The organism is Legionella moravica DSM 19234, assembly GCF_000423305.1.
Taxonomy (GTDB): Bacteria; Pseudomonadota; Gammaproteobacteria; order Legionellales; family Legionellaceae; genus Legionella; species Legionella moravica.
On record NZ_AUHS01000024.1, the window covers coordinates 1 to 15475 of the forward strand.

The following is a 15475-nucleotide window of genomic DNA, read 5'->3' on the forward strand; positions in this document are numbered from 1 at the left end:
GATTTGAAAAAAAGAACATATATTCAAAGTTTTGACTTTAACTTATCTCGGTACATGACAAAAAATCCTGTCATGCCCGCGCAGGCGGGCAACCATCCATCAAAATAAACCGATGACAAGGTCAAGCCACTGAAGATTGTTTTGCTCAATGAGATTAATTTTCCATTGACGGTTCCATTTCTTGATAAGTTTTCTCTGGTTATAGCTTCATAAACATCAACGTGAATTTCATAGTAATCCAAATGATGAACATAATACCTATGGGTGAATCTTTCAGCCAAGTCTTCCTTGTGTTACCAAAATTGCAGGTCAGCGAGCTATCTCAATTTACCTCAGTGTCGAATGCAAAATGGTTGCCCGCCTGCGCGGGCATGACAGTTTTTTTTTAGGAAGTCTAATGGGATTACAGAAGGGTTTCATAGAAAGATGAAGTTAATACCAAGAAGAGCTTATGACTTTCGTAACTTTGAAAATTACAGAACTTGTTTTAGGGGGGGGGCTGTGCTGTTAGGTCTGAGTTCCCCCGTAATTGGGAAAGACCCTGATTATATGATGTCATTTGAACCGTAAAACCAGTTGGTTAAAATGGCGTCCCCAAGGGGATTCGAACCCCTGTTACCGCCGTGAAAGGGCAGTGTCCTAGGCCTCTAGACGATGGGGACCTGGAACTTATATTATAACTTTACTACTAACAACTACACAACACCAAATAATGGCGTCCCCAAGGGGATTCGAACCCCTGTTACCGCCGTGAAAGGGCAGTGTCCTAGGCCTCTAGACGATGGGGACCCTGAACTATTTTACCATCAACATACCAAGATGTTGATGGTGGAGCTAGGCGGGATCGAACCGCCGACCTCTTGCATGCCATGCAAGCGCTCTCCCAGCTGAGCTATAGCCCCAAAATAAGGTTCGCAGTTTAAAGAGCTACCTCAAAACTGTCAAGCGTTTTTTAGTATTTCTGCATTTTTTAATAAGTACTGCAAATTTAAAACATTTATTTGTTCATTATAATGCATTCTTATCATAATGCATTCTTTTGAATTTAAAAGCGCAAAGAATCGATTAAGATTCATACAGTCAAAATTGAGCTGCTTTGAAACTGAGCTTTTTCTTCAATTTCTTGATGAATGAGTAACCGTTGCGCTAAATGATCCGGTGTAAAAATCTTGTTTCCCAAGTCAATTAGTTGCTCACTGCTAAATGCAACCTCAGTTTTGATTGTAGCTTTTTCATCCCGCATCAGATCCTGTCCAAAAAACTCGTTCCAGGAAACAGTATCTCCATAAACACAAAACATTGGCCCCCAGAAATCTATAATAAATTCAGGATCGGTATGAACTCTAATGTAGGTATGACTGCTGTCAGAATATAATGTTTCTAACGACAACTCCAAATCAAATTCCAAAGCCATAAAATAAGCGCCAACTATAGAAAAAATCTCACATGTTCCTGTTCCATAAAGGTACCCTGTCTTCAATAATGCCTCATAATATTGCTCTGGGGATGTTGTCATGGATTGTGGCGGAATCTCAAATATTGGATAATGCGACACGATCAGGGGGATTGCTTTTAACCCAGTATTTTCAGAATTGTCTTTGAAAAAATGATTACGCGTTGCCAATTCCTTTTGTTCGAAATACCTGGTTCGTGCTCTTATGGCAACCTCACTATTACACGCACCAAAAATAAGTACTTCATCAACTTTCAACTTAATCCGTTCAAACACCTCAGATATTAAATCAAGTTTTTCATTTTTGTTGGAACAAGTTTTTAGTAGTGTATTAAGAGAAGGCATAATATATCGAATCAAGTCACTGATTTCATTTATTATTGATGATGTATTGTAGCACGTCATGCCGCTTCAAATGCAACCAGTTTATTGGTGCAACTCGGAATAAAATGTTAAATATTTGCCTGTTTTTTTTGAATGATACATCGCTTTATCGGCATAAGCGATGAGTTTATCAAATCGTGTTGCTTCAGTCGGAAACAAACTGACGCCAATGCTCAGTTTAGGAATAAAAAGCTCATTCTTAATGATTATTCCACTCTCAAGTTCTTGCTGTACTCTCGTACAATATCCTTCTACATGATCATTTTTAGTAATATCGGATAAAATAACGACAAACTCATCACCACCAATACGAGCAACGGTATCATTACTTCGAGCGCATTTTTTTAAGATCTGAGCAACAAAAATTAAAACCGAATCACCAACCAAGTGGCCATGCTCATCATTGATCTCTTTAAAATAGTCCATATCAATAAATAGCAATGCCACTTGTTTATTTTTAAAACGTACTTCGGTGCTTCGGCGTTTGTAGTCATTTTGAATGGTATGAAATCGGTCTTCTAATAAAGTACGATTGCATAATTTGGTTAATGGATCATGCAGAGCAAGATTTATTTTCATTTCGTTTTCTTGAACAAGAAATGAAATATCAGAAAAGATACCTATATAAAAAATATGTTTTTTTGAATTCACTATCTTGGTAATCGTTAAAAGTTCAGGAACTACAGTACCCGACTTACGCCGATTCCAGATCTCCCCCTGCCAACGACCGTATTTGTTTAAAGCGCCCCACATATCCTGATAAAACTGTTTATCATGCCGGCCAGAGTGAAACATTCCGGGATTATTTCCTAGTACTTCATGAGCTTCATATCCCGTTATGGAGGTAAAGGCGCGATTAACATAAAGAATCTGCGAGCGTTCATTAGTTACAGTTATTCCATTAGTGATTTCTTCAAAAACTCCTTTTAGGCCTTCTTCACCCAACTCAATTAATTCAGGTAAGGAAGAATATTGATGTAATGAAGCAGTCACACAAAATCCTTAGAGTGGAATATTTAGATTAAGTATAACGTACTCCCTTTGAAACGAAATACAATTGAATAGAAAATTAACTTTGGCAGTAACTTTTTCCTTAAAGTAGCACTATCATTAAAAATAATAAAAGAAGGATTTTCTTAAAAAGGAGTTGGTCCGCATGACTGAAGAAATCACAACTCGCTCCTGGTGGAGTCGAATTAAGGATGCTTTTGTAGGAATTTTGCTTGGAATAGGGCTAATTATTGGCGCTATCGTGCTTATTTTCTGGAATGAGCGACATAGTTTACACACAGCCCAATCCCTTGAGCAAGCCCATAAAATCCTCATATCAGTACCTGCATCTCCGATTAATAATCAAAACAATTTGAAAGTAGTGTATTTAAGTGGTTTAGCAACAACACATGATCAATTGAAGGATACGTTACTGGATGTAACTGTTAATGCGATCAACCTCTATCGACAAGTAGAGATGTATCAATGGGAAGAAAAAACCGAAACTAAAACTGAATCCCAAATGGGTGGCTCAGAAAAACAAACGAAAACCTATTCATATAACAAAATATGGTCGAGTAATCTAATTAACAGCGCACAATTTAAAAACCCCCAAGGACATCAAAATCCTGAATCCATGCCCTTCCAATCGTTCAAGCAATATGCCAAATCAGTTACGTTGGGAGATTTCATCCTACCAGAAGAATTGATCCACCAAATTAATATAAATGAACCGGTTGATTTATCCAGGGTCAATAAAGAGTCCCTAAAATCACATTATAATAAACCTGTTCAGCTACTCAATAACGAATTGTATTTAGGGGAAAATCCTGATACCCCGCAACCAGGTGATATCCGCATTAATCTGACTGCTGCCTATCCACAAACGGTCAGTATTATAGCCCAACAAAACGGAACTACGCTCCAGGCTTATCAAGCTCCTGCGGGTGAATCAGTTTTTCTTCTTACAACAGGACAGCACTCATCCGATCAGATGATTGAAGAAGCCCAATCCCAAAATAAAATGATAGCCTGGATTTTGCGTCTGGTGAGTTTCATCATGTTAATCGCTGGCTGTTCCTTAATCCTCAATCCGCTGGTTGTTCTGGCGGACGTTCTGCCATTCATGGGCAGTATCATTGGCTTTGGTACCGGCTTGATCGCCTTTATCTGTGGATTGAGTCTTTGGGGCATTACAACCGCTATAGCCTGGTTTGCTACCAGGCCATTAGTTTCGGTTGGGTTAATTATTGCTTTGCTGGCGATAGGGTATCTGTTGATAAAAATAAGAAACAATAAAGTGCATCCACAGAACCTAAAGTAGGTCACCAATTATTTGATTTTTACTTGTTGTTCAGGTTGATCCTCTGGTTTTTCAGCATCCTTTACAGTGCTCTGATGTTTGGCTTTGAAATCCTGACTTTTCTCAGCAGTGCTTTGTACTGAACTGGCCAATGACTTTATCTCACTCGAAGCCGCACTCACAACGTTTGCTGAACGGGTTTTATTAAAGAAAAACCAATCACCTGTCGTAGCCAGATTGATGGTATTGGCAATCAAAAATAATCCGGTTACATGCAATATGGTGTTCGCAATGATTTTCATTGCTTTACGCATAGTGCCTCTATCAATATTCAGAGCTTTATCAGCAAACTCTTTTTCTGCGTTATTAACACCCACCAGAAACGATTTTTTATCGTCATCGGTTGGTTTGGGGTTACTCAAATAATCGAAGCTTTTAGTAAAGAGTTCCTTTCTATAATCCTGTGAATGATGGTGTATCAATTGAGATTTTTCGGAGCGCTGATACCCCTCCCCTCTAGTGACATGGGATAAATACTCAATGACATCATGAGTCTTATTAACAATTTGAGTGAATTTTTTTCCTGCGTCACTATCCTGACGCACTAAATTCATCTGTTCTCTTTTTTGATCATCAGTCAACGTATCGACTTTGTAAATAGCTACAACAGCACTTGCTTGATCATCTGATAATTGAGCACCATCGTCATTTAACAGCTGCTTAGCGAATTGCTGGATCATTTCCAAATACACAGGATCTTTGGGAACAGTTGCCAAATCAAGACCAAAAACCTTTTGAGAAAACTCTTTGGGTGTAAAATAATTATCAGCTCGGCGATAATACTCTTTCAAATCTTCAAGGCTATAATGTCTGGATACATTTGAATAGCCGGCTTTATGGAATTGATTGCTAATGTGTGTATCAACAATTGAACTTGAGAACCATTCCAAATGAGATTGATGGGGTACTATAAAAGTATCGGCTCGGGTAGTTGCAGGAAATTTTGCAACCATTTGTTGGAAAAACGCATTATGAACCACTCCATTTTCCAAATTATGGGAGGCCAAAAAAGTAGTAGCGGATCGAATATTCTTACACTTGGTCAAATCATGATGTTTAGAATAAAGAGAACCTGGCACAAATTCAGCAATTTGTCCTGGAACCGGCTGATTGGCAATAATGTCCATCGGTATATTCAGATCATCGAGTTTTTTTGCCGCAGCAAAGGTCGTGACAGCACCTCGACTAAATCCTTGTAAGCCAATATCGGTAATTTTCGGATTCCTATAGTGAGTTGGGCCTTCTATACGACAAATACCATCCCCAATCAAGGCATTCAATTTGTCGAGATCTATAGTTTGATTTTCTTTATCAAATGCTTGTCTTATTGAGTTCGAGACAATATCCAGATCAGGATTTAGAAACCCGTTACCAACATTCTCATGATCGCAACCTCGCATGTAGACGCGTATAACATTGGGATCAAATGGAGTAGAAGATTCTACGCCACTCGCGTAGCCATCGCCTGGATCACCAGTTCCAGCAAAACAAAAAACTATTTTAGTCATGATTCATCCTCTGCCCATCAGCGCATGAAATGCTCAATATAACTTCATTTTAGATCATATTTGGTCCCTCAAAATTAAGAAAAACTTAATCAATACGTTCTTTACGCAATATTTACACTGTTTAAAATTTAATTTTGCTCTGGTTTTCTTTGACTTAACTGACTGCTGATACACATTCAGCACATAAACTGTCCTTTGTTGGTATCACATACGACTAAGGTATTAACAAAAGTTACAGGAAGGATTACTATTCATAAAATGAGTTTGCATCAGGATTTCATCAGGTAAGTATGAATAATATTAAACGCGGTATCAGTAATTTGATTTTCATGGGAAGATGGTTGCAACTTCCCCTATATTTTGGCCTTATTCTTATATTAGCTGCTTATGTTTATCGGTTTATTGGCGAGCTATTTGAATTAATTATTCATCTAAATGGTTTTGATGACACTCAAATCATGCTGGGTGTCCTGGATTTGATAGATGTAGTAATGATAGCAAACCTCCTGATTATGGTGGTTATGGGAGGATATGAAACCTTTGTATCACATCTGCAACTCGATTCTCATCCTGATCAACCCGAATGGCTGGATCATCTGGATGCTGGAGCAATGAAAATTAAATTAGCCCTGTCTCTGATAGGTATATCATCCATTCATTTATTACGGACATTTATTGACCCGACCAAACTTGGTAATTTTTCAGTAATGTGGCAAGTGCTAATCCATATTACCTTAATCATTTCTGCTTTAGCTATTGCCTATACCAATCGATTGTTAAACCAATCAAAAGTAACCGAGTCTTAAGCGACTTAATCCAGCTCCTTGAGTTCACAAGATGTTTTGATTCACGCAAAAAATCAATGAAATCAAGGAGTAATAAAAAAGAATTATTCGATTAAATAAAACAATGACTGCCTTAAATTTATCCGATAGAATCAAAAGAATTAACCAGTCCAGGATTTGACTGCAATTCCACGTGGTCACTATAAAATATAAGGATAGCGAATATGACAGACACTCCGGTTAGTAATGATAAAAACGTTGATATAGAATTGGATTCTACTCTTAATGCCGCCCCTTCCAATAATGAAGCCGAAATCATTCATTCCTCTGATGACACGATACGCGATACCCAGGAATCCTATTCGAAAATAGAAGACATTTTTGAGCAATCATCTGCCATCATAGATGCTGAAAAAATAAACAAATCTCTAAAGGAATTGGAAAAAAATCATACCAATGTTGCCGAAATTAAAAACCTGATTAATTCAATAATCGATAATATGGCAAAAAATCAAAGCATGCTGACACGAGCAGCGCTTATCTGGGGAAAAGTACCTCTCTGGCAAAAAATTGGCTTGGGTACTGTTCTGATCGCTCCGACGCTGATTTTAGGTATTGCACTACAAATCTATATGCTTATCACTCTCAGCGCCTTGACCCTTATTGCGTTTGTACCAAGCAGTATTATTTTAGATAATCATTACCAGCGTGATGAACAAATTACCGATCTTTTGAAAGACAGCATGAAAGGTTTGGCTGACTCTTTGGTCAATGTCATCGAGACCATGGATCACCTGGGTCTTCAATTAGCCGGTGAAATAGGGAAATTGCAAAAGGAAAATGAACGACTAAGCCTGGCCATTACTAATTTATCAGCCAAGGTAGCAGATCTAACGAGTCAAGCGGAGAAACTCAAGGTAACAGAACAAGAACTAAGAGCCATACAACAGAGCCTGGAGCAAACCGATCAGGAGCTCAAGCTCAGCCTGGAGGAAAAAACCAGGAGGCATGAGGAAATTAAAACAGAATTAGCAGAAGTGGCTCAGGCTTTTGAAAAGAATCAACAGGAGTTAAGTCAAAAAACATTGGAGTTAAAACAAGTACAGCTTGAAATGGGGCAACAATTGCAAAATATTAATACAGTTGCTTTATCCTTACAAAGAGTCGTTGAAACTTATGCCGATCAATCAATAAAAAGCGAAGACGAAAGACTGCTCTTTCAATCCAAGTTAAATGAGTTTGTAACGAACAGAGAAAAAAGTTTTGAAGATGTAACGCAACGAATTGAGAACAGGAATCATGAATTACTTCTCGCCCAGGAACAATTTGCTCACATCCATCAACAATATCAAGATCTATTAAAAAGACAAGGGAATGAAATAAAACGTATAGAGCAAGCAATTCCAGCACAAAAATCTTCTCAACCAGCGTCATCAAAACCGAAACATGACGGGGCTGAAGAAACAGATATGAAACACGCTACTCATATTAGCAAATTTGGACTGCATGGAGGGCAGAGAAAGCATCGTCGCTCTCATCACCAACATAAAGAACCCGCTTCAGTAGCAGACACAGCAGTAGGAAATGGGAGATAGTGCCACCGTCATGGATCCCGCGGTCATAGCCGCGGGAATTCGGTTGAGAAGGGAGCTAATTATCAATACAATCAAAATAATCGATAAAGACTATTCCAGAAAGGTTGACTCACACAGTAATTTTGCTTTGCATGCTCATGATGAATCTGATGTTCTTTTTTGTAATGATTTAAAATCACAAATCGATCGCTATCCACATGATGGATCATATGATGAATGGTAATATACCAAAAATAGCCAAAAGCTATTCCTCCTACAAATGCACAGCCTAATTGATATCCTAATAAATACAAAAAGATTAAATGAAAAATTAATAACAAAATTGCAGTCACATAGGGAGGAGAAGAAACATAGGCTTGAGGAAATTTATGATGAATTAAATGCATCCTCTTAATGCTCTTAAGTCGTCCGTGGTATATGAATCGATGAAATCCATATTCAAGCACTCCCCCATATACAAAAAATCCGATAAAAAAACTTAAGAATACAAAGAAATCAAATTGCGAATACTCATATATGTAAAAAGCATCAGCGAACCCAACTAATGGCAACAGAAAAAAATCCCCGTAGTAGTTAAACAGATCCTGCTTGCTAACTTCCATTTGCTCACTGTTTAAATTATTCATTTGAGTGATAACCTATGCAGTTACCCTTTAGACGTCATTAACCAAAGTATAGGCTGAATTGAAACACAAATCATTCATTTGAAAAGTTTTTTATATCAATCCCGAATTCAGCATAGAGAGTTATCCAATTTTATTTAGAACATGTCGACTTGACTTCTCTTAATAAACAGATAGGGGTTTTTCATTCAAGAAGGGAATGCTAGACTGAATTTATCAAGACATGAACCAACTAAGAAACAAGAACACTTATATGAACAAAAGACTCAGTCCTTTAGGTTTATTATGGATATCCTTTACCAGTATTATCGGTTCCGGATGGTTGTTCGGTACCTTATACTCCGCACAGTTTGCTGGGCCTGCTGCGATTTTTGCTTGGCCAATTGCAGGTTTTTTACTGCTAATTCTTTCTTTATCCTATGCTGAAATTGGTACCATGTTCCCTCAGTCTGATGCGCTTGCAAGCCTTCCCCTTTATACTCACGGAAGATTAACCAGCGTCATGATAAGTGGTCTGGGATGGATTTCCCTTGCCATAATTCCTGTTATCGAAACACAAGGATTAGTCCAATATGCCAGCAATTACATACCTGGCCTGGTTATTCCCTTTGGCACTCATTACCACAATACACCCGTTGGATCCCTGATTAATATCGTGTTGTTACTGTGTTTCGTTTTCTTTAATTATTTTGGCCTTAACGTATTTGCCCGGATAAATGCAGGTTTTACATTCTGGAAACTATTCATCCCCTCTATTACTATAATAGCGTTGGTCTATACAAACTATCACGCTGAAAATTTTACTCAATATGGAGGGTTCATGCCCTATGGTTGGGAAGGTGTGATGGGAGCAATGTCAAGTGGTGGGGTTCTCTTCTCTCTTTTAGGGTTTCGTCAAATCATTATTATGATGGGAGAAATAGATCAACCTGGAAAGTACGTTCCCCTGGTTATTTTCGCATCCATCGTGCTAACCACCTTACTTTATACTGGTTTACAGTGGGCATTTATTGGCAGTTTGGATGGACAGTCCCTTACCCGGGGTTGGGCAAAGCTATCTTTTGCTGGCGATGCAGGACCTTTCGCAGCTTTGGTAACTCTTGCCGGATTAACATGGCTAAGTGTTTTACTCTATTTTGATGCATTTTTATCACCATTTTCAACCGGGCTAGTATACAGCACCACCGCAGCGCATATGTTAGCCAGTATGGGAACTACCGGGGCAGCGCCCTCGATTACTTCCAGAATCAATAAGTACCAGGTTCCCTGGGTCAGCCTGATTATCAATTTCCTCCTCGCAGCCGTCATGTCGTTTTTACTGCATGGCTGGCAGGAAATCTCTGCTTTTCTAGTAGCAGTACTCATGATTAGTTACGCTGTTGGTCCTATCAGTCTGGTTTGTTTACGTCAACAATTACCGTCTTACCCAAGGCCCTTTCGCCTTAGATTCAGTGGATTAATTGGAATAGCCGGTTTTTATATTTGTACTGTTGGAGTGTATTGGTCCGGTGTCGGCAGTATTCAAAAACTATTGGCACTAACTTGCCTTTGTTTGTTTTTTTATCTGTTTTATTCACGCGTCGTTAAAAAATCACCTCATGAACTGGATTTTCGACACGCAATCTGGCTTTTGCTTTATCTCGTGGGTTTGGGGCTGTTTTCACATTATGGAAATTACGGAGGCACGCATCAAATCCCCCTATATTGGGATTTATTATATCTTCTGATTTTTAGTATGGGTGTTCTTTTCCTTTGTTTTATATCAAGAAAGCCCAATACTCATACATCGATGATGATTACCCCAAAAAACCACCCAGAACGCGTTGACAGTTTGGATGTCGACTGCAAACCTCATCTGTAACTGAGTCTCGGCCTGGAGGCTTAGGATGCAGAATTGGAGCATTCACTCTTGGCCTCCAGAATTTCTTTCTGCAAATCCGCAATTTTATCGAGATATAAGGTTATCCTGGTCTCCTTATCTCGTTCACATAGCGCTTTTTCTTCAGGCATCAACCTAAGTAACAATTGAATGTACTCATCAGACACGGACTCTGTTTCAGGCGAATAAGTAGTATGCAACGTTCCTCTCATCACCAGATTGATCAATTGGGGATTGATATGGTTTTGTCCTGACAAAGAATGGTGTACTAATGCTGACCGTGCTTGCCGGGATGCAGACTGTTTCAGCTCCGTCAATGCACTTCTCATCATTTTAAGAAAAACAGTCAAACCAGTAATTGGATTCAGCGAACCGAGCGAGGTTTTAGCTATCAGTTCCAACGATTTTTGCCTGCACATACTCTCGAGAACATCATCCAGTTTATTAACGAAAGGAGGTAATTCTACTGTTGAGTTCAGACTATCCATTAAATGTGTTCCTGAAAGCAAGCTTTTATTTTTTCCTACAAGTGGAATAGTCTGGTAAATGGTTTCATCGACTAATGATGGTGTAAAACTACTATGGCAAGCCTGAGTTAAATTGAAATCTCTCCCCTCTTTGAGTACAGTCCGCCCTCTTCCATGCTGCAGACTGGTGTGACCAATTGTTGGGATGATACCTGTTCGATAATAGGCAATTATAGTATAAAAAAAGAGATCAACCCGACGATTAGCGTGTTCGATAATGCTGTCTCGTGACAAGACCAACAAGGCATTTCGATCATTCTGCCTTTTTTCCAATTCAAAACTGGAATAAGGCAATGCAAGTGCGGCACTGTAATTGTCACTGTAACTGGAGCGCACTCGTTTTCTGTGATAAAACAGTTTATGTTCTTCAGATTTTAACTGGCTAAAACCTTTGGAACCAGGATTTTTAGTGTGATGATTATTTGCATCAAGGGTATTATCGCTCTCTATTTTAATCGTTTCTTTCGTCTTGGGTATGATCGTGGAAGGATGATTTGTCGTTGAGCAATTTAGAGATTTTGCAGGAATAGTTGAAGAATTATCAGGGTTTGTCCTTTTTAAAGCCATTCGACCAATCGTAAATCGTCCCATCATTGCTCTCTCCTTGAATCGCCATTATGTCTCATAAGAGTACTATGAGCATAAGAGTCCTGTATCCTTAAAAAGACTCAATTGCTTCAATCAGGAATTAGCATAAAAGACTTACCAATTCTTGATTATTTTTGGCAAAATGTCTTACTTTATTACAGTACCTATTTATCTTAAAAACTTCAATCATTAATTTCTCTCTATGGTTAAAACTACTGCAGATTCAATCAATGATTGGAAGCAAAGAAAGACACGCTAACTCAAAATAAATCAATACTTGTCTCAGCATAGACTGGCTTTTGTTCTTTATGTAAGTACGAAGTTTAATCAAAATGACTATAGCGAAGATATTTTGAGCAATGCAGAATTGTGCTCAATGAATGTATGGATTCTCGCCCTTCCAATTAACGTATCGGATTACTTTAGAGTCTGGATGCAAATTGCGGTTCAACCTCGTCAATATCTGATGTTTCTTCAATATCTAAACCCTCTGAAGATTTTGCAGCTTCCTGAGTATGTTGATCCTTGACTTCTGAATGAGCTTCACTCTTAAGTCGAGCCAGCTCTGACTTGAGTGAACTGACTGTACTCGATTGATTATCAGCAGTAACTTCAGCTGTCAGTGACTCTAAAGTATCCAGATCGGCTTGCTCATTGAATTCTGAACTGTCATTTTCAGAATTAAGTTGAGCCAGCTCTGGCTCGTGTAAACTGACTGTACTCGATTGATTATCATCAGCAACTTCAGCCGTTAATGGATCTAAAGCATCCAGAGCGCCTTGCTCATTAAGTTCTGAACTGTCATTTTCAGAATTAAGTTGAGCCAGCTCTGAATGATACAAATCGACTTTATTCGATTTCTTTTCGCCAACAAATTGCCCGGCGATGCCCACTGTAGCTTTTGCCAGGTTATCTATAGCAGTAACTGCTTTAGTTATCAGGAGCGCTGTTTTCGATAAAACGCCTGAATTAACAGCTTGCCCTATAACCCCACTCACTCCAGCCATAAGCATACTGGTGCCCAATAAAAGAGTGGTGATTATTTCAGCCGGGGTTGGAGCAGCCCCAAATCGAATCATATTATAAATCATTGTGCCGACCTTTTTCAGGGCCAATGGTAGGCCAATTGCCATAGATATAGCGCTTGCCCCCAGAGCTATAGGGACCATCACCGGAGCCAAGGGTGGGATTAAAGAAAGCGCAGTTGCTCCAATTGCTATAAGTGATGCAGTTAAAGCGATTTTTGATCCAATACGCTCACAATTATTTACAAAATTGGAATAACTTCTCGATGGTTTATTAGCATATTTAAAATTAAAATCATTCGCTTGATAATAAAAATCCTTGGTTTTTGCCAAATTATCCAATAATTTCGCTTTACTCTCGTCCTGCAACGAAGACTCTTTGATGGTGCGTTTAAGCTCACTCAACTCATCATTAAATGCTTTTCTTCTTGTTAAAGCCTCCAGCTTGGATGACTCGGTCTGAATGCCTTCTTTTTGCACCAATTCTCTTAATCGTTCAATTTTAGGCGTAATAGAATCCTCCTCGTCGGAAGGAATTTCTACCGTTGATTGATTTAAAAAATGAAGACTGGCTGATTGAGAAAACAGAATTTGACCGAAAAGAATAATACTTTCAAGTTGTTGTTTTTTTAATTCTTTATTTTCAGGGCTTTCATCACTCGATTTAATTTCATCTTTAAGAATATCAATATACCCTTTATGCACTGGATCAAAATCAAAATGAGTTGATGGTGTAGAAATGCGCAAAGGCTCAGCCATGAATTCCGGACCAAACAGTAGATATTCAGTTTGAGCAAACTCATTATCCGGCATTAATTGCCTGAGTTGCTCTCTGACTATTTGTGAAATGGACTCATAATCGCCCCTGTATAAGGTAACTCTCATAGAATAGTTCAAAGGTTAAACATCCTTAACTAAAGCATAGCATATGCCTTATCAATATCTAGGATGCACTAAAACAGGAACCGGTGCGTTTATCGCTGTCAATCAAACGATTCAAAAGATCTTGAGGTAAATTCAGCCCATCTTCTCCAAGCATTTCATACAGAGAAGTTAATTCATCCTTGTCATAATCCTGTATCACCATTTGAAATAACTCTAACTGCCTTGGTTTACGGGATGTTCCACGGCTTCTATAAGGAATAAAAAATTCAGGATGCGCTTCTAATAAAAGTTGTACTTTATCCAGTTGTTTAATTTTCAGAGCATACAAAACAACATCCAAATCATGGTCTTCTATATAATCGTATAATTCGTTAAAGTGAGAGCCACTGGAACTCTTGATGGTATTCAATACTTTTTTAAAGTCTTTAGTTGAAAGAGTTTCAATAGCCTTATGTAAAAATGTTCTATCAGCTCGGTCATGCACACATAAATTTGCGTTATTTTTTATTAATGAAATCATTATTTTTAAATAATTATTTTTACTCGCGTGTTCCGAACTATATCCTGACAAGGCAAAAAACAATGGGCAATTACCCGAATGATTTTGCTGTTGATCAACATTTGCTCCATGGCGTATTAACCAGTCCACATTCTCTGACTGCCCCAAATAGCACGCCATCATTAAAGAAGTAAAGGTATCACTTTCTTTAAAATCGACAATTTGATGAGATGGATTCACTTTGAGTATGGGCAAATCGACTTCATATCGATTCATCTCTTGAAGACGTCTGAGTGACTGATTAGCCAATACGGCCGCAGCGATCTGGTTGATAGCAAACTGATCATCTTTTTTAAACTGGAATGCTTCACAATGATCAGGTGCAGTCCATAAATCATAACATGCCTTATTTTGCTCATAGAATTCACAAGCAGAAAGCCACCCATCACCCGGATTAAGAAAATAATAGATTTTGGATGCATTTTCATTGTAGGTATTATAATTTACTAATATTTGTTGCCCCTCACGAATGTCTTTTATTGCAACAACCTCAACTACTTTTACACCTTTACTCACGGTTTCCCTAAACTCAACGTTATCCTGACTATCAGAAAAATTAATATATCGAGTAAAATTGCCTTTCCTTGCTGCATCAATAATTCGACGTCCTATATTCATGGCATAGCTGTTATCTGCATCGGGATGCGTATTTAAATAACGTTCAAATTCAGCGGTACTTGCATACTCTTCACCCATGTAGAAGCCAATACGAGTACCTTTATCAATATCGGTAGTGGCAAAAAGACCTCGCCCCCCCATATCTTTAAGCAAATCAACAACCCTCACGGCAAAGGAATCTGACAAATCTACAGGAGAAGGAATATATTCATCCACATCCATGTTATCAATTCCCACAGTATTCATAATATGTTGTATTCTTGAGGATTTTATATCGGCCCTTGTACCTGATTTGATTTCGATAGCTTTTATTTTTTTAGGAGAAGAAAACAGCGTTACCCCCTCCAGTTGAGATGAGGCTTTTCTTTTCCCTGATTGTATCGCTTTAGTTTTTACCTCGTACTTGTCACTCTTTAAAGAAAGCTGGAAATCAGCAAATTTCTTAGGTTTTTTTTGAGTTCTTTTGGATAATTTTGGATTTGAGCGTGGCATAACTAAACCGTAATAAAAAAACGAAAAGTAGCAAAGTGTATCATGTAGATTATATTTTGTCCATATTGAATTCATACAACCCACACAGCATCCCAATATGGGCATAAAATGCAGGTCGGGATAAGACAAAGTCTCAGAGAAAAAAAACGGGACTACCTTCCTTGAACAGGATCAGCACTAGCTAAAAAAACACCAATTGTT

The 15475-nt window shown here is 38.3% G+C and carries 11 protein-coding genes, 3 tRNA genes and 1 pseudogene; 5 read left to right on the plus strand and 10 right to left on the minus strand.

Annotation, left to right across the window (positions count from 1 at the left end):
• Nucleotides 1-384 precede the first annotated feature (384 nt).
• A pseudogene (locus tag G543_RS18675) lies at nucleotides 385-480 on the plus strand (transposase); the annotation flags it as partial.
• 106 nt (nucleotides 481-586) lie between these two features.
• On the opposite strand, the gene G543_RS0106770 reads toward G543_RS18675, so the two are convergent.
• From G543_RS0106770 to G543_RS0106795, 5 genes are all read right to left on the minus strand, one after another.
• Nucleotides 587-662: transfer RNA gene (locus G543_RS0106770), tRNA-Glu, on the minus strand.
• 51 nt (nucleotides 663-713) lie between these two features.
• Nucleotides 714-789 (minus strand) — tRNA-Glu (locus G543_RS0106775).
• A 37-nt stretch (nucleotides 790-826) separates the two neighbouring features.
• Nucleotides 827-902: transfer RNA gene (locus G543_RS0106780), tRNA-Ala, on the minus strand.
• Nucleotides 903-1072: 170 nt separating this feature from the next.
• Nucleotides 1073-1858: a hypothetical protein gene (locus G543_RS0106790; RefSeq protein ID WP_133141377.1), complete on the minus strand. Its 786-nt coding sequence runs from the start codon at nucleotides 1856-1858 to the stop codon at nucleotides 1073-1075.
• A 21-nt stretch (nucleotides 1859-1879) separates the two neighbouring features.
• Nucleotides 1880-2830, minus strand: a complete 951-nt coding sequence (locus G543_RS0106795; RefSeq protein WP_028383856.1) for a GGDEF domain-containing protein — start codon at nucleotides 2828-2830, stop codon at nucleotides 1880-1882.
• A gap of 163 nt (nucleotides 2831-2993) precedes the next feature.
• Here G543_RS0106795 and G543_RS0106800 point away from each other — a divergent pair, with 163 nt between their 5' ends.
• A complete protein-coding gene (locus G543_RS0106800; RefSeq protein ID WP_028383857.1) occupies nucleotides 2994-4151 on the plus strand; it encodes a TMEM43 family protein in 1158 nt (385 codons plus the stop codon).
• Nucleotides 4152-4159: 8 nt separating this feature from the next.
• Here G543_RS0106800 and G543_RS0106805 read toward each other — a convergent pair whose 3' ends face one another.
• Nucleotides 4160-5698 carry a hypothetical protein gene (locus G543_RS0106805; protein WP_028383858.1) on the minus strand — a complete coding sequence of 513 codons (1539 nt, stop codon included), beginning with the start codon at nucleotides 5696-5698 and terminating at the stop codon, nucleotides 4160-4162.
• 290 nt (nucleotides 5699-5988) lie between these two features.
• Here G543_RS0106805 and G543_RS0106810 point away from each other — a divergent pair, with 290 nt between their 5' ends.
• Nucleotides 5989-6504: a TIGR00645 family protein gene (locus tag G543_RS0106810; protein ID WP_028383859.1), complete on the plus strand. Its 516-nt coding sequence runs from the start codon at nucleotides 5989-5991 to the stop codon at nucleotides 6502-6504.
• Between the two features lie 203 nt (nucleotides 6505-6707).
• Nucleotides 6708-8078 carry a LegC2/C7 family Dot/Icm T4SS effector gene (locus G543_RS17315; protein WP_051190622.1) on the plus strand — a complete coding sequence of 457 codons (1371 nt, stop codon included), beginning with the start codon at nucleotides 6708-6710 and terminating at the stop codon, nucleotides 8076-8078.
• A 71-nt stretch (nucleotides 8079-8149) separates the two neighbouring features.
• Here the strand turns inward: G543_RS17315 and G543_RS0106820 are convergent, their stop codons facing one another.
• The gene (locus G543_RS0106820; protein WP_028383860.1) at nucleotides 8150-8704 is read right to left on the minus strand and encodes a sterol desaturase family protein; all 555 of its coding nucleotides are present in this window, start codon (nucleotides 8702-8704) and stop codon (nucleotides 8150-8152) included.
• Nucleotides 8705-8954: 250 nt separating this feature from the next.
• On the opposite strand from G543_RS0106820, the gene G543_RS17320 reads away from it, so the two are divergent.
• On the plus strand, nucleotides 8955-10562 hold the full coding sequence (locus G543_RS17320; protein ID WP_065236038.1) for an APC family permease: 1608 nt from the start codon (nucleotides 8955-8957) through the stop codon (nucleotides 10560-10562).
• 20 nt (nucleotides 10563-10582) lie between these two features.
• On the opposite strand, the gene G543_RS0106830 is transcribed toward G543_RS17320, so the two are convergent.
• The 3 genes from G543_RS0106830 to ankI all read right to left on the minus strand — a co-directional run bounded on the left by G543_RS0106830 (nucleotide 10583) and on the right by ankI (nucleotide 15274).
• Nucleotides 10583-11701 carry a hypothetical protein gene (locus G543_RS0106830; RefSeq protein WP_028383861.1) on the minus strand — a complete coding sequence of 373 codons (1119 nt, stop codon included), beginning with the start codon at nucleotides 11699-11701 and terminating at the stop codon, nucleotides 10583-10585.
• A 416-nt stretch (nucleotides 11702-12117) separates the two neighbouring features.
• Nucleotides 12118-13617, minus strand: coding sequence for a hypothetical protein (locus G543_RS17325; RefSeq protein ID WP_133141376.1), 1500 nt, complete (start codon nucleotides 13615-13617; stop codon nucleotides 12118-12120).
• 46 nt (nucleotides 13618-13663) lie between these two features.
• A complete protein-coding gene (gene ankI / locus G543_RS17330) occupies nucleotides 13664-15274 on the minus strand; it encodes a Dot/Icm T4SS effector AnkI/LegAS4 (protein ID WP_051190624.1) in 1611 nt (536 codons plus the stop codon).
• Nucleotides 15275-15475 lie beyond the last annotated feature (201 nt).

Coding starts and splice junctions, on each gene's coding strand:
- G543_RS17315 (WP_051190622.1), top strand. CDS start 6,708: ATGACAGACACTCCGGTTAGTAATGATAAAAACGTTGATATAGAATTG.
- G543_RS0106805 (WP_028383858.1), bottom strand. CDS start 5,698: ATGACTAAAATAGTTTTTTGTTTTGCTGGAACTGGTGATCCAGGCGAT.
- G543_RS0106790 (WP_133141377.1), bottom strand. CDS start 1,858: ATGACGTGCTACAATACATCATCAATAATAAATGAAATCAGTGACTTG.
- G543_RS0106820 (WP_028383860.1), bottom strand. CDS start 8,704: ATGAATAATTTAAACAGTGAGCAAATGGAAGTTAGCAAGCAGGATCTG.
- G543_RS0106800 (WP_028383857.1), top strand. CDS start 2,994: ATGACTGAAGAAATCACAACTCGCTCCTGGTGGAGTCGAATTAAGGAT.
- G543_RS0106810 (WP_028383859.1), top strand. CDS start 5,989: ATGAATAATATTAAACGCGGTATCAGTAATTTGATTTTCATGGGAAGA.
- ankI (WP_051190624.1), bottom strand. CDS start 15,274: ATGCCACGCTCAAATCCAAAATTATCCAAAAGAACTCAAAAAAAACCT.
- G543_RS17320 (WP_065236038.1), top strand. CDS start 8,955: ATGAACAAAAGACTCAGTCCTTTAGGTTTATTATGGATATCCTTTACC.
- G543_RS0106830 (WP_028383861.1), bottom strand. CDS start 11,701: ATGATGGGACGATTTACGATTGGTCGAATGGCTTTAAAAAGGACAAAC.